The following is a 25,807-nucleotide window of genomic DNA, read 5'->3' on the forward strand; positions in this document are numbered from 1 at the left end:
CCGGTCTTCCACCTTCGGCCAACTTCTTTTCTGGACACGGGCCTCGGGCGGCGCTACAACGTCAAGGTATTTTTTCCTTTGCGAGCCGGAGCCCGTGATGTTCTCGCACGACCGTGTCTGGGCGGCAATCGACGCCCTTGCCGAACGCAATTCCCTGTCCACCTCGGGCCTCGCCAGGCGCGCCGGCCTCGATTCCACAGCCTTCAACAAGTCGAAGCGCCGCTCGACGGACGGGCGGCCGCGCTGGCCATCCACCGAATCGCTTGCCAAGATCATCGAGGCGACCAGTTCGTCGATCGAGGAATTCGTCGGCTTGGTCTCGGGGTCCGATACGGTGGCGACCGGTGCCTTGCCCATGCAGAAATCCACCGTCCCGCTGCTCGGCTTCGCCCAGGCTGGCGCGGGCGGCTTCTTCGACGATGCCGGCTTTCCGGCCGGGCAGGGCTGGGAGCTGATCGAACTGCCGGTGCGGGCCGGCGACACCGCCTACGCACTTCAGGTGCAGGGCGATTCCATGCTGCCGGTCTACCGCGATCGCGACGTGCTGATCGTCGAACCCGGGGCCACAGTGCACAAGGGCGACCGCGTGGTGGTGAAGACCACCTCCGGGGAAGTGATGGCGAAGGTGCTGTCGCGCCGCTCGCCGCGCGAGATCGAGCTTTTGTCCATCAATCCGGACCATCCCGTCCGGGAGGTCGCGATGAAAGACGTCGAATGGGTGGCGCGCATCGTCTGGGCGAGCCAGTAGGTTGCGTTCGCCGGCCATCCTGCTCGGCGCCGCGGCGGTCATGCTCGGCGTCGGGTTGCTGGTTGTCGCCGGTGGGAACATCTTGCGGTCGAAGGCCGAGGTCTCGGCGGAGGCCATTGCCACCACCGGTTCGGCCGAAAAAGCGACCGACGACGGCGTGGCGCGAAAGCCCATCACGACGGAGCGGCCCGTCTTCAAATCCGGCGCCGAACGGCAGTCGATATCGCGTCCGGTGACGCCGGACGAGGCCGAGGAATCGCCGGCGGAGACTGGCGGCCTCGAGCGGGTCGGGCCACGCGCGGCGCTGAGCGACATCGGCCAGGCCCTGCCGCCCAAGCCGAAGAGGCCGGACGAATGGAAGGGCATCACCCTGTTCCAGCCGGTCGCCACGGCGGCCGGCCTGATCGAGGCAAAGGGCTACCGCATCGCGGTCGCCGGCATCGAGCCGGTCAGGCCCGAGGAGACTTGCGATTCCGCCGGCAAATCCTGGCCGTGTGGCATGCGTGCCCGCGCCGCCTTTAGGGCCTGGCTGCGCGGCCGGTCGATCACCTGCGAAATCCCGCCCGAGCCCGATCGGGAGATCGTTGTCGCCCCTTGTCAGGTCGGCAAGGAGGACGTCGCAGGCTGGCTGGTCGAAAGCGGCTGGGCGCGCGCGGCCGGAGGCAGCGAATATGTCGCGCTGGGCGAGACGGCGGCACAGGCCCGCAAGGGTATATTCGGTCGTCCGCCCTCGACCAGCGCGCCAGCCCAGTCGGCGGCAGGCAGCGCGCTTCCCGCGCCGCCGGCTTCCGATACCGCGATCCAGTCGGGACCGCTGACCGAGCCCGCGCCGGATGTCGTCGCGCCGGACCCCGGAGTGTCGCCGCCGGTGCTCGACGGTCCGCTCGGCGAATTTCCTACGCCGCCAGCGCCCCCTCCAGCGCCTGCTGAATGAGCGCGCGGGTCTCGGCGATACCGTAGAGCGCCGCGAACGAGCCGAAGCGCGGGCCGCGCTCCTGGCCGATCAGCACCTGGTAGATCATCTGGAAGAAGGCGACCGAAACGCCCGGCCCGCCTTCCGGGCTCTGTTTGGAATGGTCCTGGTAGCGCTCGATCTTTCGCGCCACGTTGAGAGCGGCGTTCTGGATCGCCTCGCCGTCGGCGCTGGCCGGCAGGGCGCTGAGCGCATCCGAAAGCTTTGCCAGCGCCTCGCGTTCCACATCGTCGGGCGCGCGATATTTCTTCGTCGGCTTCACGAAATCGTCGAAGTAGCGGATCGCGTAGCCGGCCAGCCGGTCGAGTTCCGGATGCGTCACGGCCGTCACGCCGGGCGCATGGCGGGAGATGAAACCCCACAGCACCGAGCGGTCATGCGCGTTCGATGCACTGACAAGGTTGAGCAGCAGTGCAAAGCTTACCGGCAGTTCGATCGCAGGCGGGTTGCCGTCATGGATATGCCAGACGGGATTGCCGAGCCGCTCCTTCCATTCCTGGCGCGGATAGGCCGCGAGGAACGAATAATATTCGTCCACCGCCTTTGGGATGACGTCGAAATACAGCTTCTTCGCCTGGCGGGGCCGCTGGAACATGTAGAGCGCCAGGCTCTCGGTCGGCGCATAGCTCAGCCACTCGTCGATGGTGAGCCCGTTGCCCTTCGACTTGGAAATTTTCTGGCCGATGTCGTCCAGGAAAAGCTCGTAGACGAAATGCTCCGGCGCGCGCCCGCCGAGAATCTCGCAGATGCGGTCGTAGACCGCCGCATTGGTCTGGTGGTCCTTGCCGAACATCTCGAAATCGACGCCGAGGGCTGCCCAGCGCATGCCGAAGTCCGGCTTCCACTGCATTTTCACCAGCCCGCCGGTCACCGGCAGCGTCGTCTCGACACCGTCCTCGTCGTCGAAGGTGATGGTGCCGTTCTTCGCATCCACATGTTTCATCGGCACGTAGAGCACGCGGCCGCTCTTCGGCGAGATCGGCAGGAACGGGCTGTAGGTCGCCTGGCGCTCTGGCCCCAGCGTCGGCAGCATCACTTTCATGATGGCGTCGTAGCGCTCGACGGCGCGTAGCAGCATCGCGTCGAAACGGCCGGACTTGTAATATTCGGTGGCGCTGGCGAATTCGTAGTCGAAGCCGAACGTGTCGAGGAAACGCCGCAGCATCGCGTTGTTGTGGTGGCCAAAACTTTCATAGTCGCCGCCGAACGGGTTCGGCACGACCGTCAGCGGCTTCTGCAGATGCGGCTCCAGGAACGAGCGGTCCGGAACATTGTCCGGTATCTTGCGCATGCCGTCCATGTCGTCGGAGAAGCACAGCAGCTTGGTCTTGACCTTGTCCTCGGTCAGCACGCGGAAGGCGTGGCGCACCATTGTGGTGCGCGCCACCTCGCCGAACGTGCCGATATGCGGCAGGCCGGACGGGCCGTAGCCGGTCTCGAACAGCACCGTTTCCGGAAAGCCCGTTTTCTCGTAGCGCTTGACGATCTTTTTCGCTTCCTCGAACGGCCAAGCCTTGCTCTCGGCCGCCGCCGTAAGCACTTCGGGATTGAGATCAATGATGTTGGATCTCGACATCGTGTCGTTCCTAGATCGTCCGTTGAAACCGGCGCCGGGCCGGAGAAGCCGCATTCCCTATTCGGCGAGAGCGGGAGCGTCAACGTTTCGCGGCCGAATTCGCGCACCAGGGCTTCGCCATGTTCAGCGGCGGTCGCTCGCCGCCCTGCCAATGGTGTCGGCCATGACGGCGCCGCGTTCACCGATCTCAAGGCGTTGCGCGCTGAAGTGAGAGAGCTTAGCAACAGCCGGGTTTGAAATGAGGAGGCGGAAGTGACATCGAGGAATGGAAGAAGCCAAAAACCGAGCACAGTTCCTGTCCTGCTTATGTTTGCCGCGGTTATTCTCGTTTGGGCAGTCACTCCGTTCGTGATGAAGTTTTTCTTCATTGGGATGGCGGAACGCGGCCAGGCAGGAGATCTTTACGGGAGCATAAATGCACTATTCTCCGGGCTTGCTTTTGCCGGAGTTATCGTTGCGATCCTGCTCCAACGGGAAGAATTGTCGCTCCAACGCCAAGAGTTGATCGACAATCGTGCCGAGTTGATCAGATCAGCCAATGCTCAGGAAGAATCACAAAAGGCACTCAACAAGACAATTTATGCACAGACGTTCAAGGTCGCATTGGACATCATCGAATCGCAAGACGCGCTAAGCGCAAGAGGCTATATAGCTCATTTCCGAAAAGATTTCGATCTTCCCGTTTCGTTTTGGAGCAAAGCCCAATTGACCGCCGCTGAGGCTGCGGCGCGGAAATTTGAATCTGTGGGGACGATGGTCAGGCAAGGTCTTCTTCCGGCAGCATATATAATCGACACCTGGAGCGTGCCAATTCACCGCAACTGGCACATCTTGGCTCCGTACATTCAGAAGCTGCGCGCGGATAGGTCTGATCCCTACGCCGGAAGGGACTTTGAAATGCTGGCTCATCTGTCCGCGCAGTTCTTGAGCGACAACAAGACGACCTGACTAGCGAAAATGCTTCGACAGCTTCAGCCCCTGCGCCTGGTAGTTGGAGCCGAGGTCGGTGCCGTAGAGCGCCCGCGGCGCGGCCAGCATGTGCTCGTAGACGAGGCGGCCGACGACCTGGCCGTGTTCGAGGATGAACGGCACCTCGTGGCTGCGTACTTCCAGCACGGCGCGGCTGCCCGTGCCGCCGGCGGCGGAGTGGCCGAAGCCGGGATCGAAGAAACCTGCATAGTGCACGCGGAACTCGCCGACCAATGGATCAAAGGGCGTCATCTCGGCGGCGTAGAGCGGCGGCACGTGCACCGCCTCGCGGCTGACGAGGATGTAGAACTCGTCGGGATCGAGCACCAGTTCGCCGGGCTCACCGCGCCGGTAGAGCGGCTCCCAGAAATCGAATACGTCATGCGCGGCGCGCTTGTCGACGTCGACGATGCCGGTGTGGTGTTTCCCGCGATAGCCGACCAGCCCGTTGGCGTCGCCCATCAGGTCGATCGACAGCGCGATGCCGCTGCCGGAAATGTTGGGCTCCTCCGAGGCGACCAGGGTCTCCGTGTCGTGCAGCGCCTGCAGCGCAAACTCGCCGATCACCCCATTGCCGGTGCGAAAGCGGATTTGGGAAAGCCGCGAGCCGGTGCGCACCACCACCGGGAACGTGCGCGGGCTGACCTCGAGATAAAGCGGTCCTTCGTAGCCGCCAGGGATCTTGTCGAACTCCTGGCCGCGGTCGGTCATGACGCGGGTAAAAATATCCAGCCGGCCGGTCGAACTCTTGGGATTGGCGGACGCCGCGACCTCGGCTGGCAGCTTCAGGCTTTCGAGAAGCGGGACGATGTAGACGCAGCCCGTCTCCAGCACCGCGCCGTTGGCAAGGTCGATCTCGTGCAGCTTCAGCCGGTCGAGCTTTTCGGCGACCGTATGCCTGCCGCCGGGCAGGAAGCTGGCGCGCACGCGGAACGCCTTGTCGCCGAGGCGCAGGTCGAGGCTGGCCGGCTGGATCTGGTCGCCGTCGAGCGGGCGCGCGGCTGCAAGCGCACCTGACTGGAACAGGTCTGCGATCCGATGATCCGGAAGGATGCCTTCTCCGCGCACGTCGTGCTCCAATTCGATGCCTTGCTTTAGCCAACCACATGATTGACGCAAGCGCACGACAGGTCTAAGGGAAACTTATCCCGTGGTGATTTGGCCGGTCGGCTTGCAGCCACGTTAAACAAGTCGCTAAAGGACCGTCGGGCCGCAAGGCCATATGGACCGGTTGCGACTTTCGCGGCCGGTTTTTTTGTTTTTGGGGGTTACCCATGGCGCATGACCATCAACGCAACTGGAAGCCGGCGACCAGCCTGGTGCACGGAGGCACGCTGCGCTCGGATCACGGCGAGACGTCGGAAGCGATCTTCCTCACCCAGGGCTACGTCTACGAGACCGCCGAAGCCGCCGAGGCCCGCTTCAAGGGCGAGAACCCCGGCTTCATCTATTCGCGCTACGCCAACCCCACCGTCGACATGTTCGAAAAGCGCATGTGCGCGCTGGAGGGTGCGGAGGATGCGCGGGCGACATCCTCCGGCATGGCGGCGGTGACCTCGGCGATCCTGTGCGGCCTGCGCGCCGGCGACCATATCGTCGCGGCCCGCGCCCTGTTCGGCTCCTGCCGCTGGGTGGTCGAAACGCTGGCGCCGCGCTACGGCATCGAGGCGACACTGGTCGACGGCACCGACATCGCCAACTGGGAAAAGGCGGTGCGGCCGAACACAAAACTGTTCTTCCTGGAAAGCCCGACCAACCCGACGCTGGAAGTGGTCGACATCGCTGCGGTCGCAGCGCTCGCCAATTCGATCGGCGCGCGGCTGGTGGTGGACAATGTTTTTGCTACGCCGCTGCAGCAGAAGCCGCTGCAGCTTGGCGCGCATGTCGTCGTCTATTCGGCCACCAAGCATATCGACGGCCAGGGCCGCTGCCTGGGCGGCGTCATCCTCTCCGACAAGAAGTGGATCGACGAGAACCTTCACGACTATTTCCGCCATACCGGCCCCAGCCTGTCGCCGTTCAACGCCTGGACGCTGCTGAAGGGGCTGGAGACGCTGCCGATCCGTGTGCGCCAGCAGACCGAGAGCGCCGGAAAAATCGCGGACTTTTTGGCCGAACGGCCTGAGGTCGCCCGGGTGATCTATCCCGGCCGCGCCGATCATCCGCAGGCCGATGTCGTGGCCAAGCAGATGACCGGCGGCTCGACGCTGATCTGCATCGACCTGAAGGGCGGCAAGCAGGCGGCCTTCGCCTTCTCGAACGCGCTGGAAATCATCCTGATCTCCAACAATCTGGGCGATTCAAAGAGCCTGATCACTCATCCGGCCACGACCACGCACAAGAACCTGACCGACGAGGCGCGCGCCGAACTGGGCATCGGGCCGGGCACGGTGCGGCTGTCCGTCGGGCTGGAGGATGCGGGCGACCTGATCGAAGACATCGAGCGGGCGCTGAAGGCGGCTGCCTGACGCCGGTTCGACCAGGCACAACACGCGCAGTTGGCATCGGTGGCGCGAGCGGCTAGGCTCTGCCGAGCCTGCCCTTCCGATGGAGCGTCGTCTTGCGTGTCCTTCTTCCGATCCTGATCGTCGCCTTCGCCGCTCCCGCCGCCGCCCAGACCGTGGATGGTCCGGGCGCGACGCAACTCTCCGACACGCTGTCGCGTTATGTCGGCAAGACCGCCTTCGAAAAAGGCATCGTAAAGGTCGCGGCCGATGGCGACGCCTACCGGATCGACTTCGATTTCAACCGCATTGCCTCCCTGTTTCCGCCCCAGGACATGGTCAAGTATGAGGTGTCGTCTTACGGGCTGCGGGTAAAGCCGCTGGCCGACGGAACCTGGCAAGTCGACGGCGCGCTGTCCCCTGACGGCTGGGTCGAGATCAGCCAGCCGCCCATGAAGCAGCGTTTCCAGTGGACGGTCAGCGACGGCAAGATGAGCGGCGTCTTCGATCCCACGCTTGGCGCGTTCTCCAGCGCCACCGGTTCGCATTCCGGCATCAAGCTGGTGACCGAGGCTCCAACGGGCCGAGGCGAAACCAGCTACGGCGCGGGCACGGTCTCGATAAGCGGGACGAAGTCGGCAAATGGCGGCATCGACTTCACCTCGAAGCAGGTCATGGCGGACTTTGTCCAGAGCCAGAACGTCGTCGACCCCGAGAACAACACCAACTTCCCGATGGAAATGAAGGCCGCGTCGCTGTCGCTGGATGCAAATGGCACAGGGTATAAGTGGGGAAGCCTGCTCGATATGCTCGCCTTCGCGGTAACCAACAATGACGAGGCGAAGGTCAAAGCCAATCAGGCCGAATTGAAATCGCTGCTCTCCGCGGCGTTGCCGCTGTGGGAGCATGTTGATGGCACCTATGGATTTTCCGATCTGTCGGTGACGACGCCGGTCGGCATATTCCGGACCGGCAAGGCTGGCGTTTCGGTGGCCATGGACGGCATCCGGCAGAATGGCAGCCTGGGTTACGCCATCAAGCTGTCGGAGTTGGAAGTCGCCTCGTTCTTCCTGCCCGCCTGGGCGCCGGCGCTGATACCGACCGAGGTGGACCTGAATTTCAGCGGCACCAACCTCAATCTGGAGGAGCCGGCGCGCAAGATGATCGAGAGTTTTGATCTTAACCAGGATCCACCCGTGCCGGTCGCGGTGACAGACGCCATCGAGGCGGAATTCATTGCCAATCCGCCGAAGATCGTGCTGGCAAAAAGCGCGATCCGCAATGCCGATACCGAATTCGTCGTCGAGGGCGAGATGGTGTTTCCGGACGGCAAGCCGGTCATGGATGCGACGATCGAGGCCGCGGGCTTCGACAAGGCCGTGGCCACGCTGCAGGCGGCTGCGCCTAACGATCAGCAGGTCGCGGAGGTGCTGCCGGCGCTGGCGATGGTCAAGGGTTTCGGCAGGGCGCTGCCGGACGGGCGCCTGTTATGGGCGGTCAATGTCAGAGCCGACGGCTCGGTCTTCGTCAATGGCACGATGATCAAGCCGGCCGATCCGGTGCCGATGCCCGAGCCGCCGCAATGAAGTCGCCTTCAATGCCTGGCGGCAGGCCGTCCGCCAGGACCGTCAAGACGGGAGCCGGCATGTACAAAGCCGTCACGCACCACATCGAGGTCAGCGTCGAACCGTTTTACCTCGCGGAGCGCTCCGACCCGGCCGAAAACCGCTATGTCTGGGGTTATCGCGTCACCATCGACAACCAGTCGGACGAGCATGTGAAGCTCTTGTCGCGCTACTGGCACATCACCGACGGCGCCGGCCGCGTCGAGGAGGTGCAGGGGCCGGGCGTGGTCGGCGAGCAGCCCGACCTCGATCCCGGCGACAGCTACCAGTATATGTCCGGGTGCCCGCTGCCGACGCCATCGGGCATCATGGTCGGCCGCTACACGATGCAGAACGCCAGGGGCGACATGTTCGACGTCGATATACCGGCGTTTTCGCTGGATTTGCCGGACGGCAAGCGCACGGTGAATTGAGGCGTAAGTGCAGAGCCGCAGGGGACAGTTTACTTTTTCGGCAGAAGAGCGCATCGGTTCAGAAGTCGCACTGGCCGAAAAAAGTAAACTGTCCCTGGCACTTAACCTTCATGCCTGCGCCGAGAACTCCGAGGGCTCGAATAGGTAGGCCTTCGAGCAGAACTCGCAGTTTACCCGGATAACGCCTTCCTCGGTCGAGTCTGTGATCTCCTCCGCGGTAAATCCTTCGAGGATGCCGCGGATGCGGTCTTCAGAGCAGGAGCAGCGATCCTCGACCGGCGTGCCCTCGAAGACGCGCACGCCATGCTCGTTGAACAGCCGGTAGAGCAACCGCTCCGAGCCTACCTTCGGGTCCAGCAGTTCCTCGTGCTCGACGGTCGCGACCAGCGCCAGAAGTTCCTGCCAGGCGGCGTCGGCGATCTCCTGAGGCGCTGCGAACGGATCGTCGCCGCCCGGCAGGTCGGGCACGCGGGTGCGCTCCGCCGCCTTGGGCAGGAACTGCGCCAAGAGCCCGCCGGCGCGCCAGTGCTCGTGGCTGCCGCCATTGCCGGGCAGCACGATCTTGCCGACCGACAGCCTTACGTCGGTAGGAATCTGCTCCGACTGGCGGAAATAGGTTTTTGCTGCTTCCTGCAAATCGGTGCCGTCGAGCGGGACGACGCCCTGATAGCGCTGCGTGTGCTCGCCCTGGTCGATGGTCAGCGCCAGCACGCCGTTGCCGAGCAGTTTGCCGGGCGTAGCCTCGCCGGCGGCGACGGCAGCCACAAGTTTCTCCGCATCGAAACGCGCATAGGCGCGCAGCGACGTCGGCGTCGCGAAATCGGCGACGACCATGTCGACCGGCCCGTCGGTGCGGGTCTGCAGGATGAATTTCCCCTCGAATTTCAGCGAGGTGCCGAGCAGCACGGTGACCAGGCAGGCTTCCGCCACCAGTCGGGCCACCGGCTCCGGATAGTCGTGGCGGCTGAGAATCTGGTCGAGCATCGGGCCGAGCTGGACGACGCGTCCACGCACATCCAGCGCGGCAACCTCGAAGGGCACCACGTCGTCGTCTCCGGCAAAGCCGATATCGCCAAGCTTGCGTTGCTCGCTCATCGCACCAATCCTTCCGGCTCCGCGGGCGGATCAACGCCGCCACGGACACCGCTTACAATCAAGTCTTCAGGGTGTTGGCGCAGAAATAGGGGCGCTGCCCCGGCGGTTCAAGCGCGCAGGCACCAGGCGAGCACGGCCTTCTGGGCGTGCAGCCGGTTCTCGGCCTCGTCGAACACCACCGAATGCGGCCCGTCGATCACCTCGTTAGTGACTTCCTCGCCGCGATGCGCCGGCAGGCAGTGCATGAATAGGGCGTCGGGATTGGCACGCGCCATCAGCCGCTCATTGACCTGGTAGGGCAGGAAGACGTTGTGGCCGCGGGCGCGATGCTCCTGGCCCATGGACACCCAGCAGTCGGTGACGATGCAGTCGGCGCCCTCGACGGCCTCCTCGGCATTCCTTGTGAAGCTGATGCTGCCGCCATTGGCCTTTGCCCAGTCGACATATTTCCGCTGCGGCTCGCTTCCTTCGGGCACCGCGACATTGACCTGGAAGGAAAACCGCGCGGAAGCCTCGAGCAGCGAATGCAGCACATTGTTGCCGTCCCCCACCCAGGCGAAGGTCTTGCCGGCGACCGGGCCGCGGTGCTCCTCGAAGGTCATGATGTCAGCCATGAGCTGGCACGGATGGGTGTCGTCGGTCAGGCCGTTGATCACCGGGACCGTGGCGCTCTCGGTGAGTTCGATCAGCCGGTCATGCGCCGTGGTGCGGATCATGATGGCGTCGACGTATCGCGACAGGACTTTTGCCGTGTCGGCGATGGTCTCGCTGCGGCCGAGCTGCATTTCCGTGCCGGTCAGCATAATCGTTTCGCCGCCGAGCTGGCGCATGCCGACGTCGAAGGAGACACGGGTGCGCGTCGACGGCTTGTCGAAGATCATCGCAAGCACCTTGCCGTCGAGCGGTCGCGAGCGCTTGCCGGCCTTGATGTCGGCCTTGCGGATGCCGGCGTCAGTCAGCATGGCGCGCAGTTCGACGGCCGGGACCGTGGACAGGTCGGTGAAATGCCTTATGCCGTTCTGCATTACGCGGGGGTCCTATTCCGCCGCGGCGGGTGTCGAGAGCCGGGATGCGGCGTCGCGGATGCGGCCGAGCGCGTCGCGGATTTCCTCGTCGCTGACGGTGAGCGGCGGCAACAGGCGCACGACATTGTCGCCGGCGGTGACCGACAGCATTTTCTCGTCGCGCAGCCCCGCCTGCATTTTCGTATTCTGGACCCGGCATTTCACGCCGAGCAGCAGGCCGGTGCCGCGAGCTTCCTCGATCACGTCGGGGAACTCGTCGGCGACACCGGCCAGCCCCTGCTTCAGGAGCAGCGCCTTGCGCTTGACCTCGTCGAGGAAGCCGTCCGCCAGCACCACGTCGAGCACCGCGTTGCCGACCGCCATCGCCAGCGGGTTGCCGCCGAAGGTGGTGCCATGCACGCCGGGGGTCATCCCCTTGGCCGCCTCGTCCGTCGCAAGGCAGGCGCCGACCGGAAAGCCGCCACCGATACCCTTGGCGATTGCCATCAGGTCGGGCGCGACGCCGGACCATTCATAGGCGAAGAGTTTTCCGGTACGCCCGACGCCGCACTGGACCTCGTCGAAGATCAACAGCAGGCCATTCTCGTCGCAAAGCTCGCGCAACCGCCGCAGCGTCTGCGCCGGCACCTCGCGGATACCGCCTTCGCCCTGCACCGGCTCGATCAGGATCGCCGCGGTCTCCGGCGTGATCGCCTTCTCGACAGCCTCGATGTCGCCGAACGGCACCTGGTCGAAACCCTCGACCTTGGGCCCAAAACCTTCAAGATATTTCGCCTGCCCGCCGGCGGCGATGGTGGCAAGGGTGCGGCCGTGGAAGGCGCCCTCGAAGGTGATGGTGCGGAAACGCTCGGGATGACCGGAAACGTACTGATAGCGGCGCGCCGTCTTGATGGCGCATTCCAGCGCCTCGGCGCCGGAATTGGTGAAGAACACCTTGTCGGCGAAAGAGTTGGCGACGAGCCGCTCGGCCAGCCGGCTTTGTCCCGGAATCTCATAAAGATTGGAGACGTGCCAGAGCTTTCCGGCCTGTTCGGTCAGCGCGGAGACCAGCGCGGGATGGCTGTGGCCGAGAGAATTGACGGCGATGCCGGCTGCGAAGTCGAGATATCGCTCGCCCTTGCCGTCGATCAGCCAGCATCCCTCGCCGCGCTCGAACGCCAGTGGCGCGCGGGAAAAGGTCTCGTAAAGCGCCGATCCGCTCATTACATGCGTCTCCGGAACCCAGGAAATCAAAAAGCCGCCGAAGCGGCGGCTCTTTCAGGGGCATATTGAGTTTTTCGGCCGCGAAGTCAACGAAAACGTCGTTGGGCCAGCGGCAGATCAGCCAGTCCTCGGCCTTCGGTACTGCAATCGGCCATTAACCTGCTTGGCCGGCTTGCTTCCAGAGCGGAGGCAAGTTGGGGAAAACCCATTTTTCCGATTCGTGTTGCAAACGGGACTCTTGTCACGGAGTCAGCCGATACGTTACGAAGGGATCACGAGATAGCTAGATATCGTGCGGCGGCACTCATTTCACCTGTATATGTGGTGTCAGCCCGGTTTTGTGCAACCGGGAGGGTGAAAGGATTCATACGTCCCGCACGCGGCGTCAGGAGACCGACCCATGCTGTGGACAGACGAACGCGTTGAAACCTTGCGCAAGCTTTGGTCGGAGGGGCTGAGCGCCAGCCAGATTGCCGCCCAGTTGGGCGGGGTCAGCCGCAACGCCGTGATCGGCAAGGTGCATCGACTGAAACTTTCCGGCCGCGGCCGCGCCAATCCGGCGCCCGCACGGCAGAAGAAGCCGGCGCAGCCGGTCGCCGCCAAGCCGGCGCCGCGCCCGGCTCCGGCCGGACGCACGGTCGCGCCCTCAATCGGCGCGACGGCGTTGCAGACGCAGTTCGATGCAGAGCCGCTGGTGCGCCACGTCGACCGTTCCGCCGAGGATGTCGTGGTGCCGATCTCGCGCAACCTGCAGCTCATCCAGCTCAATGAGCGGACCTGCAAATGGCCGATCGGCGACCCTCTGGCCGAGGGTTTTCATTTCTGCGGCAACGACTGCGCGGAAAGCGGCCCCTACTGCCGCTATCACGCGCGGATCGCCTTCCAGCCGGCGTCGGAGCGGCGGCGCGTCAGGTAAGTTTGCGGCCGGGCCGCCGCGCGCCTAAAATCTGTATTCTGGCTGACCGACCAAGGCTGCGCGAGCAGCCTGGCGGGTGGCTATCGCTTCAGGAAAGACAGCGTTTCGCCATCCGCGGGGATGAGTAGCCGCGAGGCTGGAATGCCTTCTTCGTCGGCTGCCCGGCGGAGTTCCTGCCGCGATATGGTGGCATGGTCGAGCGCCTCCATGTGCGTCGCCACGATGATCGACGCCGGAGCGGCCTCGCAGACGGTGACGGTTTGCGCCGCGTCCATGACGATCAGGTCGCCATCCCAGCGCGCGCCGCAGGAATGCGTGACGATGATGTCCGGCCGCGTCGCGGCGATCGTTTCGGCGACCGGTGCGTAGAGCACCGTATCGCCTGCCCAATAGACGCTCGGCTCGCCCTCCGCCTCCAGGCTAAGACCCATCACGGAGCCCATCTTGTCGACCACCGGCCCGAGGCCGTGGCTGCCTTCGCGCCGCGTCAACAAAATGCCGTGCCAGTTGATGATGTCCGTCAAAGGCGTCACGGAGGTAAATCCGAGGTCGCGAATGGTTGTCTCGTCGCCGGGCTGGCAGATCAGCGGAAGCGTCTTCGGCACGCTTTGCCTCGCGATCGTGTCGAAATGATCCTGGTGCAGATGCGAGACGATGACCAATTCAACACCTTGCAGGATAGTGTCGATGCTTTCCGGAAGCTCGACCATCGGGTTCCGCGAGCGGCTGGTGAAGGAGACCCGGCTGTGTCTCGGCCCAAAATCCGGATCGATGAGTATGGTCCTTCCGGCGTAGGTCAGCGTGAGGGTCGCGTTGCGCAGGAGTTGAAGGTGCATCCGCCGCTCCATCGGGAATCGGCTCCAGCAGTCCGGAGCGTTGGGCGACGCAATAGCCAAGCGCGACCTGTCATGCGAGCCTGGCTTCGTTCATATCCTGGGCATTTGCGAGCACGGAATGCGCCCGTCATCCGCAGATGTGAAATTTCCGACTGTCGACGGTCGCGCGGTAGTTTTTCAATAAGGAGGAACGGAAAGAACCCGCTGGGCGGATGCCTACGCCGGGACGCTCGCAGCCAGCGTCACATTGTGGCTTTTGTCTTCCTTTGGCCGGTTGGGCGGCATCTGCTCGCCGGTGACGATGTAGTAGATCGCCTCGGCGATGTTGGTCGCATGATCCCCGATGCGCTCGATGTTCTTGGCGCAGAACAGGAGATGCGTGCAGGGCGTGATGTTGCGCGGATCCTCCATCATGTAGGTGAGCAGCTCGCGGAACAGCGACGTGTACATCGCGTCGATCTGGTCGTCGCGGTCGCGCATGGCGGCGAGCCGCTCGACGGAGCGCGTGGCGTAGACGTCGAGCACGTCCTTGAGCTGGGTCAGCGCCAGATCGACCAGCGCCTGCAGGCCGCGGAAAGGGCTCGCGGGGTCAAGCCCGTCGCCGACCGCGACGGCCCGCTTGGCGACGTTCTTTCCGAGGTCGCCGACGCGCTCCAGATCGGCGGAGATGCGGATCGCCCCGACGATCTCGCGCAGATCGCCGGCGAGCGGCTGGCGCCGGGCGATCATGGAAATCGTGCGCTCGTCGATCTCGCGCTGCGCCTCGTCGAGCATCAGGTCGTCGTCGATCACTTTTCGCGCCAGCGTCAGATCGGCATGGACGAGCGCCGACACCGCCTGGTCGACCATGCGCTCGGCGTGACCACCCATCGCCGCGATCTTCCGGGTCAGGTATTTCAGCTCGTCGTCATAAGAGCTGACGATATGATGCGAGGGCATTGCGGTCATGATCTTGCGACTTTTCGGACGCGTCAAACTAATCTGGCGCGAATCAATAGACCAGTCATGTTACAGATTGAAGAAATCCTGCTACCTAACGGGTAGATGCACGGTAAAGGCCGCCCCTTCGCCCATTTTCGAGGTGATCGACAACCTTCCCTTGTGCCTGGTCACGATATGTTTAACGATCGACAGGCCGAGGCCCGTGCCTTTATTCGAGCGGCTGTTCTCGACGTCGGCCCGGTAGAACCGCTCGGTAATGCGCGGGATGTGTTCCTCCGGAATGCCGGGGCCGAAATCGCGCACCTCGACGGCAATCTCGCCCTGATCTGGACGGGCTGCCGACACCACCACGCGGCCGCCGGACTGGCCATATTTGCAGGCATTCTCGACCAAATTCTCGAAAACCTGAAAAAGCTCGTCGCGATCGCCCGGCACTTCGATCCGGTCTTCGCCCATGCGGTTTTCGATGACGACGCCGCTTTCGGCTGCGAGGGGCCGGAGTGAATCCACGACGCTCTCGATGACCCGGCCGAGATCGACCTTGGCGCCGCCGACGGTCATTGCCTTCATCTCCAGCCGCGACAGCGACAACAGATCGTCGATCAGCCGCGCCATGCGGGAGGTCTGGTTCTGCATGATCTGCAAAAACTGTTCGCGCGCGGCGGCATCGTTCTTCGCCGGGCCGCGCAGCGTCTCGACGAAACCGGCGATCGAGGCCAGCGGGGTGCGCAATTCGTGGCTGGCATTGGCGATGAAGTCGGCGCGCATGCGGTCGATGCGGCGCGACTCGCTCTGGTCCTTGAAGACCATGACGAACAGGCCGGTGCCGCGGCCGACCGCTGTCGCGGTGACCCGCAGCACGCGCTCGATGGGAACGCGCTCGGTGTATTCGACGGTCTTGGAGGGAAAACGCCCCGACAGCATGCTTTCCAGAAGGTCCTGCATTTCCGGCGCCCGGAATTTCAACGGCATCGATATGCCGGCCTGGATGTCGCCGAACGCCGATGCTGCCGCGCTGTTGGAAAGCGTGACGACGCCTCTCGCGTCGAAGACGATCAGCGGGTCGGCGACGGCGGCGGCAAGGCTTTCGGCCGAGAGGTCCTCGGAGACAGGAGACCGGCTCTGTGCTGGGAGGCTCGCCGGGCGTTCCGGCAGTATCCTGCGGGGCGACAGTGCGGCCACGGCCAACAGTGCCAGGACGATCGCCAACACGGCGAGCGTCGAGCCACCGGCCGTGGCATGCAGGACGAGTGCGGCGGCGACGGCGGCCACGAACAGCCAGCGCGCCTGCCACAGGCGGCCCCAGGCGAGCCGCGCCAGACGGCGGCCATTGGTTGCTTGGGCGGTGTCCGTCATCGATCCGGCCCACCGGACCTGCACGACTCCCTCACGGATTGCTTCTGGACCAGCGTCATGTCACCCAATAGCATGAATCGAAACGCGAAAGTGTCCGGCATGAAAACCCAGAAGAGTAAAGCTGAGATGACGGAAGGCGGGATCAAGATCGACGTCGGCGGCACGGAACGGATTTTCGACATCGACGACCCCGTGCTGCCGGACTGGGTGGAGAACAAGAAACTCACCTCCGGTGGCTTTCCTTACGACAAGAAACTCGACGAGGACGAATATGAACCGACGCTGGAGCGCCTCCAGATCGAACTGGTGAAGCTGGTCGTCTGGATGCAAGCTAGCGGCGAACGCGTGCTTGTGCTGTTCGAGGGCAGGGACGCCGCCGGCAAGGGTGGAACCATCAACGTCCTGCATCAGTTCATGAACCCGCGGACGGCCCGCAACGTCGCACTAGCCAAGCCGACGGAGACGGAGCGCGGCCAGTGGTATTATCAGCGCTACATCTCTCATTTCCCCACGGCTGGCGAATTCGTTTCCTTCGACCGCTCCTGGTACAACCGCGCCGGCGTCGAACCTGTAATGGGCTTCTGCACGCCCGAGCAGCATGTACGCTTCCTGGCGGAAACGCCGCAATTCGAGCTGGCGATCGTTCGGGATGGAATCCGTTTCTTCAAGTTCTGGCTCGAAATCGGTCAGGAGACGCAACTCGAACGCTTCCACGACCGTCGCCACAGTCCGCTCAAGAGCTGGAAGTTCACCGACATGGACAGGGCCGGAATGACCAAATGGGCCGAATACGCCGCCGCCCGCAAGAAGATGATCGAGAAAACTCATTCGGCTCATGCGCCATGGACGATCGTGCTCTCGAACGACAAGCGCCGCGACCGCATCGAGGTTATCCGCCATATCCTCAAATCGATCCCCTACGAAAAACGGGACGAGGCGGCCATCGGCAAGCCAGACAAGAAGATCATCGGGATAGGACCGGGGTTTATCCAGGAGAATTGAGGTTTTGTGTCTAGGCGCGGACCGGGACCGTCAGACGTCACGCGAGACCGTCCGAAAATGCGGCGTCTTCTCCCAGTGATGCGGGCGGCGCCACAAATGCAGAAGCGAGCGCCAGGCGGCGAGCGACATCATCATCCAGTAGACCGGCGTGAACATCACCACGCGCCAAAAATCCTTCCGGTCGGGTTTGCGCAGGCTGTACCAGCCGAGCAGGAAGAAGGAGAGATAGCCGCATACGATGTTCAGGACATCGATGACCAGCAGCGTGACCTTCCAGCCAAGCGTCGGCTGGCCGAGCGCGATCTGCGCGCCGAGATAGAGGGCGAAGGCGACGAGAAGCGGGGTGGATGAGCGCCGAAACGACCAGGCCGGCATAGAGGATCTGGGCAAGAACGAACGACCGGACTCCGACCTCGTTGAACAGTGCAACGGGATCGCGCATGTGTACCAGCCAGGTCTGGCACCAGCCCTTGAACCAGCGGGTCCGCTGCGGCAGCCAGATCGACAGCGTTTCCGGCGCGTCTTCCAGCGTCGGCAGGCTGATCGTCTCGGTACGATAGCCGAAGCGGACAAGGCGCAGGCCGAGATCCGCGTCCTCGGTGACGTTGTAGGGATCCCAGCCGCCGACCTCGTCGAGGGCAGAGACGCGCAGGTGATTGGATGTGCCGCCGAGCGGCAGGACTACGCGCCGGCCCGACAGCCAGGGCAGCAGGCCGCGGAACAGCGCTGAATATTCGAAAGCGAAGAGCAGCGGTATCAACCCTTTCTCGGCATTGGATATTTCGAGCGGCGCCTGGACACAGGCGAGCGCCTCGCCGCCGCGCTCGAAACGATGCCAAGCTTCCAGCAGTTGCAGCGGATGCGGTCGGTCTTCGGCGTCATAGAGCACGACATAGTCGCCCTTGATTAGCGGCACCGCATAGCTCAGCGCCTTGGGCTTGGTGCGCGGCAGGCTGGGCGGCACCTCGACCACCTCCATCTGATACGGCAGCCCATGCGCGGCGATCGCGTCGAGGGTCAGGCGGTCGTCGGCCTCGCAGACCAGCTTGATCTCGATCTTGCTTTTCGGCCAGACCAGACGGTCGAGCGCGGCGAGAAGCTGCGGGATCACATCGACCTCATGGTGGAGCGCGACCAGCACCGAATAGAAGGGCAACTGGCCCGACGGCGTTTCCGCAAGGCCAATCGGCGCCGCCGGCGCGGACGTGCGGGTGGCGGCGAACCGCAGGCCGATGCAGGCGAGGAAGAACAGCGAGAAGAAGATGTGCAATGCCAGAAAGGCAGCCGACGTGGCCAGCGTGAACGCCAGCACGAGGAGAACGATGATGACACCGAGGACCACGCCTTGCCGCGCATTGGCAACGATCCTGGCCGAATAGTCGGGCATCCGCTCGTAGAGACCATTGCGCGCATCGACAGCCAGCGATTTGCGGGATTTTTCGAGGATGGCGCGGCGCAACGCCTGCGGCGTGGTGATGCGAAGCATCGGCATCAGGTTCTTCTGCCGGTGCAACAAGGCCTTCAGCGTGCTGAGGCTCATTCCCGATGGGGCGATGAGCGGATGCGCCCGGCCGTCGCGTTCGACGATCTTCACATGCAGATGCTTGCTGCGCGTACGCAGGAACATCGCGCAATCCTCCGGCCGCATCACCAGGCCGTCTGGATCGACCTCTTCGATGAAACCCACTCCGAATTCGTGGGCGATCGCCGAGAAAAGCTCGGATTCAGTCATGAGGTTCGATGCGAGCAGTTCCGACTGGAAGTCGGTTCGGTTGTCTGCGGCGCGCGCGGCAAGCTTGATCACCACGTCCGACGATATGCGCAGCCTGGCGAGGATCGGACGCCAGACCTCGAACTCCGAGAAAAAGAACGCTACCAGGCCGCCTGGGGAAGGAAGGTCGACGGATGAGCGTCGGCCCCGCACGAGACCGCTTGCGAGCGTTGACGGCTGGTATTGCGGCTCGAATCCGGTGTCGAGAAGCGCCATTTACGCCGCCCCGTTTGTGACGGGAGGCGTGTCCGGCAGGCGCGACATGGGAGTTGGACCGTGCACAACGGTGCAATACCGTCTTGCCCCCGGAAGCATCGTGCCGGATATGAGATGAATCCCGAAGCGCGCGGCTTGCGCCGACGCAAGCCCGCCGCACGCAGGCACTCGTACCGATACTCGCATGATAACGTCCCCGACCGGCAGCTTACTCATACAAATACTGGTCGCGCAATATGTGTTTTTCGAACAGATGTCAGGATTTATTCGATGCATGGGGTAAAACTGATCGACGCCGGCACCGCTTACTCACCGGGATGTATTGCTCCCTATCTGTTCAATTCAATTTGCGGCTGGTATTTCAAGGGCATGGCCGCCATCCGCATCCTGCCACGGATTAGGCGCGTCGCCGCCAAGTATCGGATGCTGCCTGCCGGAGCGATGCTTGCGGCAATCCTGATTTTCGTGGCCGGAGCGCTGCCGGCGCGTGCGGATGGCGTGCGGCTGCCCGTCCTGTGGGACAGTAAGGAGCGGTTGGTCAAACCCGATCTTTCGGGTCTTACGCGCCTCCGCTTCCTGACGACCACCGATTTTCCGCCATTCAACTATCTGGATAGCGAGGGGAGGCTATCCGGCCTGCATGTCGACCTCGCCCGTGCAATCTGCGCTCAACTGGCGATTGCCGACAAATGCCAGATACAGGCACTGCCCTGGGGTGAACTCGAAACCGCGCTCGCGAAGGGCGACGGGGAGGCGATCATCGCCGGCCTCGCCGTGACGGCGGAGAACAGGGCGAAATTCGCGTTTTCACGGCCGTATCTGAGGTTTCCGGCGCGTTTCATCATGGCGAAGGCCAATGCATCGGCCGAACCGCTTACCACGACGCTGGCCGGTAGGCGCGTCGGCGTCGTCGCCGGATCAGCGCACGAACAGTTGCTGCGCGACAATTTCAGCGGCGTCCAAGCGGTCGCCTTTGAGCGGCAGGAACAGTTGCTGTCGGACCTCAAGGCGGGCAAGATCGACGCGGCCTTCGGCGACGGCATGCGCTTCGGCTTCTGGCTGGCTAGCCGGGACGCCGCCGATTGCTGCCGCTTCGCGGGCGGACCCTATCTCGCTCCGGAATATCTGGGGTCCGGGCTATCGATCGCGGTGACGCCCGAAAACGAAAAGCTGGCCACTGCTTTCGACGCCGCACTTCAGCAGATTTCGGCGAATGGCGCCTTTACCGAACTCTATCTGCGCTATTTTCCGGTCAGCTTTTATTAGAAAATCTGCGAGCGACGATCGCGTACGCGTCAACCCGGACTGGGTCCTCATCGATCGATGCGATACCCTGCGAATTGATGACTTCCGCATCTTCCCTCGTGGCAGCAGTGAAATTCCGTGTAAAGTTGGTCTCCGTGACCGGTTGATGCGTTCCGTCGTCGTGGATGATGAACCCTTCCAGCCCCACCAACTGATATCCGCCGACGGCCAGTAGTTTGCAAACCTCACGCGCTGTCTCGCGCTGGTATAAGTGCTTCGAGGACGCGCCATCTCGAAGGTAACCCTCGGGATCCTTGTAGACAGTCATGGATTAGTCCTGCCTTTCCATACCTACGTCAACGTCCGATGCCGGGCCTTCGTCGCCCGCTCGATCGCGGCGACCGTCGCATCGTCGACACTGAGATGGCGTCTCAGAAGCTGCAGCACCCGCCGCTCCTCCATGCGCATTTCGAGGTCGGCGGTCGCCACTTCAAAGGCGGCCGAATAGGCGGTGTCGTGGAGATGGACCGGGATGGCCGCCCGCGCCGCGGCGAGCACGCCTTCGAGGCCTTCCTTGCCGGCGACCAGTTTCTGGCACGCCTGGGCGACCGTGATCAGTCGGTTCTCGTCGAAATCCTCGAAAATCGGCCAGGAACGGATGACCGCGCCGATGCGCGCCAGTTCGACATCGGTCATGTCGCGGTCGGAGGCCGAGGTGACCACCATCAGGTAGATCAGGGCTTCGTGGGTGGTCGGCCTGCTCATCATCTCTCTCCGCTCATGCGGGGCGGAAAGTAGGCATCGCGGCAGGCCATCACAAGCGAAATCGCCGGCGAAACGTCGATGCGGCCTCTTCGCCGTCGGGCATCGGGCGAGCTTGTTTGCTTCCCGTGGAAAGGCGCTGCGTGCAAAACCTATGCGCGCTGCCTTGCCAGTTCCCGAACTTCCTCGCGAAGCGCCCTGATCTCCGCCAGCATGTTCACCTGGTCGTCCTGCAGGGCCTTGCGCTCGGCGGTGGCTTCCGCCTCGTGCTCTTCCTCCATTGCCGAGACGATGACGCCGATGAACAGGTTGAGCACGGTGAACGAGGTGGCGACGATGAACGGGATGAAGAACAGCCAGGCGGTCGGATAGATCTCCATCACCGGACGTACGACGCCGTCGGACCAGCCCTCCAGCGTCATCACCTGGAACAGCGTGAACAGCGACTCGCCGATATCGCCGAAAAGCTCCGGGAATTGAGCACCATAAAGTTTGGTCGCCATCACCGCGAAGACGTAGAAGACCAGTCCGAGCAGCAGTACGATCGAGCCCATGCCGGGCAGCGCGCTGATGAAGCCGGTGACCACGCGCTTCAGCGACGGCACGATGCTGATCAGCCTGAGCACCCTGAGAATGCGCAGCGCCCGCAGCACCGAGAGACTTCCCGTCGCCGGCAGCAGCGCGATGCCGACCACGACCAGGTCGAAGATGCGCCATGGATCGCGGAAGAATCCGCCGCGATAGACGATCACCCGCGCCGCCAGTTCGAGCACGAAGACGGCGAGGATCGCCCGGTCGACGACAAGCAGCACCCCGCCATAGGCGGCCATGATCGTCGGCGACGTCTCCAGCCCCAGCGTGACGGCATTGAGCAGAATGAGCACGGTGATGGCGAGTTCGAAACGTCGAGATTCAATCAGGTCTTTCAGTATGTCCACCGGTGTCCTCGCTGTATTAAAACGTATGCACATGTGGCGGGCTGGGCCAGCCGCGTCAAGCAAGCGGGCGAGGGCGAAGGGACGCGGGCCGGGCGTCGGCCGGCCGCTGTCGAGAGCCATTCCGCAGTCACGAAGCGTCAATGCCTGTCACTTGTGTTGAACTTGCCTGGCCGAAGCCGCGTCGCTTTTCCGGAACAAAGCCGGAGTCTCGCCGTTGGCCACCATGACGCCAAGGCGTCTGTGCCCGAAGGCACGACAAACAAAGCCAAGGAGGCAATCATGAGAATGCACCTATCAAGTGCCACGGCCGGACTTATCCTGCTTGCCGGTATCGGCGGAGCCGCCGCGCAGGACGTGATCATCCAGCCGCAGCAGGAAACGGTGATCCGCGAATATGTCCAGAAGCAACCGCTGGCCTCGGTCCAACTGCCGGGCGTCGAGCTGAACATCGGATCGACGGTCCCCGACACGGTCGAGCTCCACCGTATGGAAGTTCCTGACATGAGCTATGAATATGTGGTGGTCGACGGTCAGACCGTTCTGGTCGATCCCGGAACCCGGCGGATCGTCCACGTCATCCGCTAGCAGCTCGCCCTTCCGCGAGCTGTCGCCATCGAGGAACCTGCATCGCAAGGTGCAGGTTCTTCTCGTTCGGGAGGCCGTCAGGCTGAGCTCGTCACGAATTGTGTTGCGTGGCGCCGCACAAATCGGTGCGTGAATTCAGATGCCGCTGAAGGTTTCGTAAAAATGCATAGTACGACGGATGTCGATTTTTGGAGCGGGTAGCGGGAATCGAACCCGCACGATCAGCTTGGGAAGCTGACAAGCTACCATTACATCATACCCGCGTAACGGCTTCGATACCACGGCTGGCAGCGCTTCGGCAATCGCCTTTGGCGGCGCCTTTGCGGATGTTTGGCCTTGATGCCGGCGGCGCGAGCGCCTATGCGGCGAGGATGCAAGGAGACGAATCGTGTCCGGTCTGACAAGATTTCTCGGCGACTCGCCGTTGCGGGTGTTCCTGAAACTGCTCGTCGTCTCGTTCCTGGTCGGCGTGGTCATGAGCGCTTTCGGCTGGTCGCCTTTCGACGTGCTGCAGTGGATCGAGGACACGCTGCTGCGCATCTGGAACATGGGGTTTGCGACCGTCGACCGCTTCGTCGGCTATCTCGCCCTGGGCGCGGCGATCGTCATCCCGGCCTTCATCATCCTGCGCCTGCTGAGCTATCGGCGTTAGGCGGCAAGGGAAGCGCTCAGATCCTCACGCGAATTCCGACGCCACCTCGAACAGGATGGCGTGGCGGGCGGCAAGGGTAGCTATGTCGCGCGAATAGCCGCCGCCGATGACGCCGCAGACCGGCACGCCCTGCGTGCGGAAATGGCGGATCACCATGCGGTCGCGGGCGCGCAGCCCGTCGTCGGAAAGCGCCAGCCGGCCAAGCCGGTCCTCGGCGTGCGGATCGACGCCGGCATTGTAGAAGACGATGTCCCATCGCACTCTTTCGGACAGCAGCGGCAGGGCGCTCGACAGGTGCTGGAGGTATTGGACGTCGCCGGTGCCGTCGGGCAGCGCGATGTCGAGGTCGGACGGCACCTTGCGCACCGGATAGTTCTTCTCCGCATGCATCGAGAAGGTGAAGGCCTGCGATTCCCTGCCGAGGATGTCGGCGGTGCCGTCGCCCTGATGCACGTCGAGGTCGACGACGAGGATGCGCGCCTCGGGGCGCTCGGCAAGCAGGTCAAGCGCTGCGACAGCAACATCGTTCAGGGTGCAGAATCCGGCGCCATGTGCATGGCGCGCGTGATGGCTGCCGCCGGCTGCGTTGCAGGCGATGCCATGGGCAAGCGCCAGCCGGGCCGCGAGCAGGGTGCCGCCGGCCGCACGGCGGGCGCGGCGCGACACAAGCTCGCTGATGGGAAAGCCGATCTCCCGCTCGATCTTCTCTGGCATGCGGCACTCGATGACCTTGTCGACATAGGTGGCATCGTGAGCCCGTTTCAGCGCGATTTCAGAAGCGAAATCCGGCTGGACATGCACTGAGCGCGTCAGCAGCCCGATGGCGCCGAGCCGTTCGACCAGCGCCCGGTATTTGCCCATCGGAAAACGATGGTCAGCGGGGAAATTGGCGTCGTAGTCGGGATGGCTGACGATGTGCAGGCTCATGTCAGGGAAATCTATCGTGCCGCTGCCAATTCGCAAACCGGCTGCCAGCCGCATCGGGAAGACGCCTCGGGCGAGAAACCGGCGCCTTCCATGCCGAGGTCGGAACTTGCGATGGCGCCGTGATGGTTGTCAGAGAGGCCGGGCTGCCCAGTGTTCGGTCCGCGTGTCGCGCAACACCGCGATGTTTGTTACCCCTTCCCGCTGACGCAGTTCAAACATGTCGCGCAGGATGCGGCCGGGCAGGGCGGGGCCGCCGTAGATCAGTCCCGTATAGAGCTGAACGAGGTCGGCGCCGGCCCTGATCTTCTCCAGCGCGGTTTCGGCGGAATCCACACCGCCGACGCCGATGATCGCGGTTTTCGGCCCGAGCAGCCGGCGCATTTTCGCAAGCACGATGGTGGAGCGCTCGAACAGCGGTTTTCCGGAAAGACCGCCGGTCTGCTTCGCCTGGACGGCGTCGGAAAGCCCTTCGCGGGAAAGCGTGGTGTTCGAGACGATCACGCCGTCGATCGGATGCGCCAGGATTTCCGCCGCGATGTCCTCCATCTCGGCGTCCACCAAATCGGGTGCGATCTTCAAGAAGATCGGCCTTGCCCGATGATCTGGATTGGCAAGCCCTTGCCGCGCCGCCACCACGCGGCCGAGCAGTTCGGCAAGTTCCCTGCGGGCCTGCATGTTGCGCAGCCCGGGCGTATTGGGAGACGAGATGTTGACCGTCAGGTAGGAGCAGAGCGCCGCGAAACGCCTGATGCCCGCCTCGTAGTCGGCGACGCGATCCAGACTGTCCTTGTTGGCGCCGATGTTGACGCCGACGATCCCCGTCTTGCCGCGGCGCGCCGTCAGCCGCGCCGCGCAGGCGTCGTGGCCTTCATTGTTGAAGCCGAGCCGGTTGATGACGGCGCTGTCGCGCACCAGCCGGAAGATGCGGGGTTTTGGATTGCCGGGCTGCGGCAGCGGGGTGACGGTGCCGACCTCGGCGAAGCCGAAGCCCAGCGACAGAATGCCGTCGGGAACCTCGCCGTTCTTGTCGTAGCCGGCCGCCATGCCGAGCGGGTTGGGAAAATCCAGTCCGGCGAGCCGGACCGCGAGGCGCGCATCACGCGGCGCGGGTCGAACAGGCGGCAGGCCGCATTTCAGGGCCTTGATCGACAGGCCATGCGCGGTCTCCGGGTCGAGGCCGAACAGAAGCTGCCGGCCGGCGCGCTCGAACAATCCCGTCACGCCTCGAAATCCGGGAACACATGGCCGTCCGCGCCGAGCGGCAGCGGCTTGACCCATTGCACGGCGCCGAGATCGAGCGGCGCATAAAGATGCGGAAAGAGGTCGCCGCCGCGCGACACCTCGAACTTCAGCGCGTCGCCGAGTTTGCCGGCATCGACCGCGACGAGGAGAAGGTCGTCCTGCCCGGCGAAATGCCGCCGGGCGGTCTCGGGCGCCTGGGCGGCGGTCGAGAAATGGATGAAGCCGTCGGCAATATCCACCGGCGCGCCGGTGAACACGCCCTGGCGTTCGGCCTCCCGCCACAGCGTCTGCGGACAGATCTTGTAGATGGTCTTGTGCATCACCGCGCTATAGGCCGAACCGGCGT

General features: G+C 63.7%; 26 protein-coding genes, 1 tRNA gene and 1 riboswitch. Of the genes, 11 read left to right on the plus strand and 16 right to left on the minus strand.

All coding sequences use genetic code 11. The features are described 5' to 3' along the window. Window positions 1–97 precede the first annotated feature (97 nt). Together ACH196_RS09585 and ACH196_RS09590 are read left to right on the plus strand one after the other, a co-directional pair. A complete protein-coding gene (locus ACH196_RS09585; protein WP_396646660.1) occupies window positions 98–748 on the plus strand; it encodes a helix-turn-helix transcriptional regulator in 651 nt (216 codons plus the stop codon). Between the two features lies 1 nt (window position 749). After that, window positions 750–1,682 carry a thermonuclease family protein gene (locus tag ACH196_RS09590; RefSeq protein ID WP_396646661.1) on the plus strand — a complete coding sequence of 311 codons (933 nt, stop codon included), beginning with the start codon at window positions 750–752 and terminating at the stop codon, window positions 1,680–1,682. Here ACH196_RS09590 and ACH196_RS09595 read toward each other — a convergent pair. Continuing rightward, window positions 1,645–3,297, minus strand: coding sequence for a lysine--tRNA ligase (locus tag ACH196_RS09595; RefSeq protein WP_396646662.1), 1,653 nt, complete (start codon window positions 3,295–3,297; stop codon window positions 1,645–1,647). The genes ACH196_RS09590 and ACH196_RS09595 overlap by 38 nt on opposite strands. A 252-nt stretch (window positions 3,298–3,549) precedes the next feature. Here ACH196_RS09595 and ACH196_RS09600 point away from each other — a divergent pair, with 252 nt between their 5' ends. After that, a complete protein-coding gene (locus ACH196_RS09600; RefSeq protein WP_396646663.1) occupies window positions 3,550–4,245 on the plus strand; it encodes a hypothetical protein in 696 nt (231 codons plus the stop codon). Here ACH196_RS09600 and ACH196_RS09605 read toward each other — a convergent pair whose 3' ends face one another. Next, window positions 4,246–5,334 (minus strand): 2'-deoxycytidine 5'-triphosphate deaminase, encoded by a 1,089-nt coding sequence (locus ACH196_RS09605; protein ID WP_396646664.1) that lies wholly within the window; start codon window positions 5,332–5,334, stop codon window positions 4,246–4,248. It abuts the gene before it with no gap. Between the two features lie 72 nt (window positions 5,335–5,406). Further along, window positions 5,407–5,484: riboswitch (SAM riboswitch) on the plus strand. Window positions 5,485–5,540: 56 nt separating this feature from the next. Between ACH196_RS09605 and ACH196_RS09610 the strand changes: the two genes are divergently transcribed. From ACH196_RS09610 to apaG, 3 genes are all read left to right on the plus strand, one after another. Continuing rightward, entirely contained in the window at window positions 5,541–6,734 is a 1,194-nt protein-coding gene (locus ACH196_RS09610) for an O-succinylhomoserine sulfhydrylase (RefSeq protein ID WP_396646665.1), read from the plus strand. Window positions 6,735–6,826: 92 nt separating this feature from the next. Then, entirely contained in the window at window positions 6,827–8,296 is a 1,470-nt protein-coding gene (locus ACH196_RS09615; RefSeq protein WP_396646666.1) for a hypothetical protein, read from the plus strand. A 59-nt stretch (window positions 8,297–8,355) separates the two neighbouring features. After that, window positions 8,356–8,748, plus strand: a complete 393-nt coding sequence (gene apaG, locus ACH196_RS09620) for a Co2+/Mg2+ efflux protein ApaG (RefSeq protein ID WP_396646786.1) — start codon at window positions 8,356–8,358, stop codon at window positions 8,746–8,748. A 108-nt stretch (window positions 8,749–8,856) separates the two neighbouring features. On the opposite strand, the gene ACH196_RS09625 is transcribed toward apaG, so the two are convergent. The 3 genes from ACH196_RS09625 to ACH196_RS09635 all read right to left on the minus strand — a co-directional run bounded on the left by ACH196_RS09625 (window position 8,857) and on the right by ACH196_RS09635 (window position 12,071). Then, window positions 8,857–9,843, minus strand: coding sequence for an Hsp33 family molecular chaperone (locus ACH196_RS09625; RefSeq protein WP_396646667.1), 987 nt, complete (start codon window positions 9,841–9,843; stop codon window positions 8,857–8,859). Window positions 9,844–9,950: 107 nt separating this feature from the next. Beyond that, window positions 9,951–10,868: an ornithine carbamoyltransferase gene (gene argF, locus ACH196_RS09630; protein ID WP_396646668.1), complete on the minus strand. Its 918-nt coding sequence runs from the start codon at window positions 10,866–10,868 to the stop codon at window positions 9,951–9,953. A 12-nt stretch (window positions 10,869–10,880) separates the two neighbouring features. After that, the gene (locus ACH196_RS09635) at window positions 10,881–12,071 is read right to left on the minus strand and encodes an aspartate aminotransferase family protein (protein WP_396646669.1); all 1,191 of its coding nucleotides are present in this window, start codon (window positions 12,069–12,071) and stop codon (window positions 10,881–10,883) included. Between the two features lie 400 nt (window positions 12,072–12,471). On the opposite strand from ACH196_RS09635, the gene ACH196_RS09640 reads away from it, so the two are divergent. After that, window positions 12,472–12,987 (plus strand): GcrA family cell cycle regulator, encoded by a 516-nt coding sequence (locus ACH196_RS09640; RefSeq protein WP_396646670.1) that lies wholly within the window; start codon window positions 12,472–12,474, stop codon window positions 12,985–12,987. Window positions 12,988–13,067: 80 nt separating this feature from the next. Here the strand turns inward: ACH196_RS09640 and ACH196_RS09645 are convergent, their stop codons facing one another. The 3 genes from ACH196_RS09645 to ACH196_RS09655 form a co-directional block, all read right to left on the minus strand. Next, the gene (locus ACH196_RS09645) at window positions 13,068–13,823 is read right to left on the minus strand and encodes an MBL fold metallo-hydrolase (RefSeq protein WP_396646671.1); all 756 of its coding nucleotides are present in this window, start codon (window positions 13,821–13,823) and stop codon (window positions 13,068–13,070) included. Window positions 13,824–14,039: 216 nt separating this feature from the next. Then, window positions 14,040–14,762: a phosphate signaling complex protein PhoU gene (phoU, locus tag ACH196_RS09650; RefSeq protein WP_396646787.1), complete on the minus strand. Its 723-nt coding sequence runs from the start codon at window positions 14,760–14,762 to the stop codon at window positions 14,040–14,042. Window positions 14,763–14,852: 90 nt separating this feature from the next. Further along, the gene (locus ACH196_RS09655; RefSeq protein ID WP_396646672.1) at window positions 14,853–16,121 is read right to left on the minus strand and encodes an ATP-binding protein; all 1,269 of its coding nucleotides are present in this window, start codon (window positions 16,119–16,121) and stop codon (window positions 14,853–14,855) included. 57 nt (window positions 16,122–16,178) lie between these two features. Here ACH196_RS09655 and ppk2 point away from each other — a divergent pair, with 57 nt between their 5' ends. Further along, on the plus strand, window positions 16,179–17,123 hold the full coding sequence (ppk2, locus tag ACH196_RS09660; protein WP_396646673.1) for a polyphosphate kinase 2: 945 nt from the start codon (window positions 16,179–16,181) through the stop codon (window positions 17,121–17,123). Window positions 17,124–17,160: 37 nt separating this feature from the next. Here ppk2 and ACH196_RS09665 read toward each other — a convergent pair whose 3' ends face one another. Beyond that, entirely contained in the window at window positions 17,161–19,110 is a 1,950-nt protein-coding gene (locus ACH196_RS09665) for a glycosyltransferase family 2 protein (RefSeq protein WP_396646674.1), read from the minus strand. A 423-nt stretch (window positions 19,111–19,533) separates the two neighbouring features. Between ACH196_RS09665 and ACH196_RS09670 the strand changes: the two genes are divergently transcribed. Beyond that, entirely contained in the window at window positions 19,534–20,376 is an 843-nt protein-coding gene (locus tag ACH196_RS09670; protein ID WP_396646788.1) for a transporter substrate-binding domain-containing protein, read from the plus strand. Here ACH196_RS09670 and ACH196_RS09675 read toward each other — a convergent pair. The 3 genes from ACH196_RS09675 to ACH196_RS09685 all read right to left on the minus strand — a co-directional run bounded on the left by ACH196_RS09675 (window position 20,363) and on the right by ACH196_RS09685 (window position 22,055). Further along, complete coding sequence (locus ACH196_RS09675) at window positions 20,363–20,683, minus strand: hypothetical protein (protein WP_396646675.1); 321 nt, start codon at window positions 20,681–20,683, stop codon at window positions 20,363–20,365. The genes ACH196_RS09670 and ACH196_RS09675 overlap by 14 nt on opposite strands. A gap of 23 nt (window positions 20,684–20,706) precedes the next feature. Next, complete coding sequence (locus tag ACH196_RS09680) at window positions 20,707–21,120, minus strand: tellurite resistance TerB family protein (RefSeq protein ID WP_396646676.1); 414 nt, start codon at window positions 21,118–21,120, stop codon at window positions 20,707–20,709. A gap of 149 nt (window positions 21,121–21,269) precedes the next feature. Continuing rightward, window positions 21,270–22,055, minus strand: a complete 786-nt coding sequence (locus ACH196_RS09685) for an ion transporter (protein WP_396646677.1) — start codon at window positions 22,053–22,055, stop codon at window positions 21,270–21,272. Window positions 22,056–22,334: 279 nt separating this feature from the next. On the opposite strand from ACH196_RS09685, the gene ACH196_RS09690 reads away from it, so the two are divergent. After that, entirely contained in the window at window positions 22,335–22,640 is a 306-nt protein-coding gene (locus tag ACH196_RS09690; RefSeq protein WP_396646678.1) for a DUF1236 domain-containing protein, read from the plus strand. Window positions 22,641–22,829: 189 nt separating this feature from the next. Here ACH196_RS09690 and ACH196_RS09695 read toward each other — a convergent pair. Next, window positions 22,830–22,903: transfer RNA gene (locus ACH196_RS09695), tRNA-Gly, on the minus strand. A gap of 125 nt (window positions 22,904–23,028) precedes the next feature. On the opposite strand from ACH196_RS09695, the gene ACH196_RS09700 reads away from it, so the two are divergent. Next, window positions 23,029–23,292, plus strand: a complete 264-nt coding sequence (locus ACH196_RS09700; protein WP_396646679.1) for a DUF6460 domain-containing protein — start codon at window positions 23,029–23,031, stop codon at window positions 23,290–23,292. Window positions 23,293–23,316: 24 nt separating this feature from the next. Here ACH196_RS09700 and ACH196_RS09705 read toward each other — a convergent pair whose 3' ends face one another. From ACH196_RS09705 to ACH196_RS09715, 3 genes are all read right to left on the minus strand, one after another. Beyond that, window positions 23,317–24,219 (minus strand): histone deacetylase, encoded by a 903-nt coding sequence (locus tag ACH196_RS09705; RefSeq protein ID WP_396646680.1) that lies wholly within the window; start codon window positions 24,217–24,219, stop codon window positions 23,317–23,319. A gap of 129 nt (window positions 24,220–24,348) precedes the next feature. Further along, window positions 24,349–25,440 (minus strand): quinone-dependent dihydroorotate dehydrogenase, encoded by a 1,092-nt coding sequence (locus tag ACH196_RS09710; protein ID WP_396646681.1) that lies wholly within the window; start codon window positions 25,438–25,440, stop codon window positions 24,349–24,351. Beyond that, complete coding sequence (locus ACH196_RS09715) at window positions 25,437–25,781, minus strand: DUF952 domain-containing protein (RefSeq protein WP_396646682.1); 345 nt, start codon at window positions 25,779–25,781, stop codon at window positions 25,437–25,439. Before ACH196_RS09715 ends, ACH196_RS09710 begins: the two co-directional genes overlap by 4 nt. Window positions 25,782–25,807 lie beyond the last annotated feature (26 nt).

It is taken from the genome of Mesorhizobium sp. IMUNJ 23232, from assembly GCF_044326205.1.
Taxonomy (GTDB): Bacteria; Pseudomonadota; Alphaproteobacteria; order Rhizobiales; family Rhizobiaceae; genus Kumtagia.

Coding starts and splice junctions, on each gene's coding strand:
- ACH196_RS09585 (WP_396646660.1), top strand. CDS start 98: ATGTTCTCGCACGACCGTGTCTGGGCGGCAATCGACGCCCTTGCCGAA.
- ACH196_RS09595 (WP_396646662.1), bottom strand. CDS start 3,297: ATGTCGAGATCCAACATCATTGATCTCAATCCCGAAGTGCTTACGGCG.
- ACH196_RS09610 (WP_396646665.1), top strand. CDS start 5,541: ATGGCGCATGACCATCAACGCAACTGGAAGCCGGCGACCAGCCTGGTG.
- apaG (WP_396646786.1), top strand. CDS start 8,356: ATGTACAAAGCCGTCACGCACCACATCGAGGTCAGCGTCGAACCGTTT.
- ACH196_RS09625 (WP_396646667.1), bottom strand. CDS start 9,843: ATGAGCGAGCAACGCAAGCTTGGCGATATCGGCTTTGCCGGAGACGAC.
- argF (WP_396646668.1), bottom strand. CDS start 10,868: ATGCAGAACGGCATAAGGCATTTCACCGACCTGTCCACGGTCCCGGCC.
- ACH196_RS09635 (WP_396646669.1), bottom strand. CDS start 12,071: ATGAGCGGATCGGCGCTTTACGAGACCTTTTCCCGCGCGCCACTGGCG.
- ACH196_RS09640 (WP_396646670.1), top strand. CDS start 12,472: ATGCTGTGGACAGACGAACGCGTTGAAACCTTGCGCAAGCTTTGGTCG.
- ACH196_RS09645 (WP_396646671.1), bottom strand. CDS start 13,823: ATGCACCTTCAACTCCTGCGCAACGCGACCCTCACGCTGACCTACGCC.
- phoU (WP_396646787.1), bottom strand. CDS start 14,762: ATGCCCTCGCATCATATCGTCAGCTCTTATGACGACGAGCTGAAATAC.
- ACH196_RS09655 (WP_396646672.1), bottom strand. CDS start 16,121: ATGACGGACACCGCCCAAGCAACCAATGGCCGCCGTCTGGCGCGGCTC.
- ppk2 (WP_396646673.1), top strand. CDS start 16,179: ATGTCACCCAATAGCATGAATCGAAACGCGAAAGTGTCCGGCATGAAA.
- ACH196_RS09665 (WP_396646674.1), bottom strand. CDS start 19,110: ATGGCGCTTCTCGACACCGGATTCGAGCCGCAATACCAGCCGTCAACG.
- ACH196_RS09670 (WP_396646788.1), top strand. CDS start 19,534: ATGCTGCCTGCCGGAGCGATGCTTGCGGCAATCCTGATTTTCGTGGCC.
- ACH196_RS09675 (WP_396646675.1), bottom strand. CDS start 20,683: ATGACTGTCTACAAGGATCCCGAGGGTTACCTTCGAGATGGCGCGTCC.
- ACH196_RS09680 (WP_396646676.1), bottom strand. CDS start 21,120: ATGAGCAGGCCGACCACCCACGAAGCCCTGATCTACCTGATGGTGGTC.
- ACH196_RS09690 (WP_396646678.1), top strand. CDS start 22,335: ATGAGAATGCACCTATCAAGTGCCACGGCCGGACTTATCCTGCTTGCC.
- ACH196_RS09705 (WP_396646680.1), bottom strand. CDS start 24,219: ATGAGCCTGCACATCGTCAGCCATCCCGACTACGACGCCAATTTCCCC.
- ACH196_RS09715 (WP_396646682.1), bottom strand. CDS start 25,781: ATGCACAAGACCATCTACAAGATCTGTCCGCAGACGCTGTGGCGGGAG.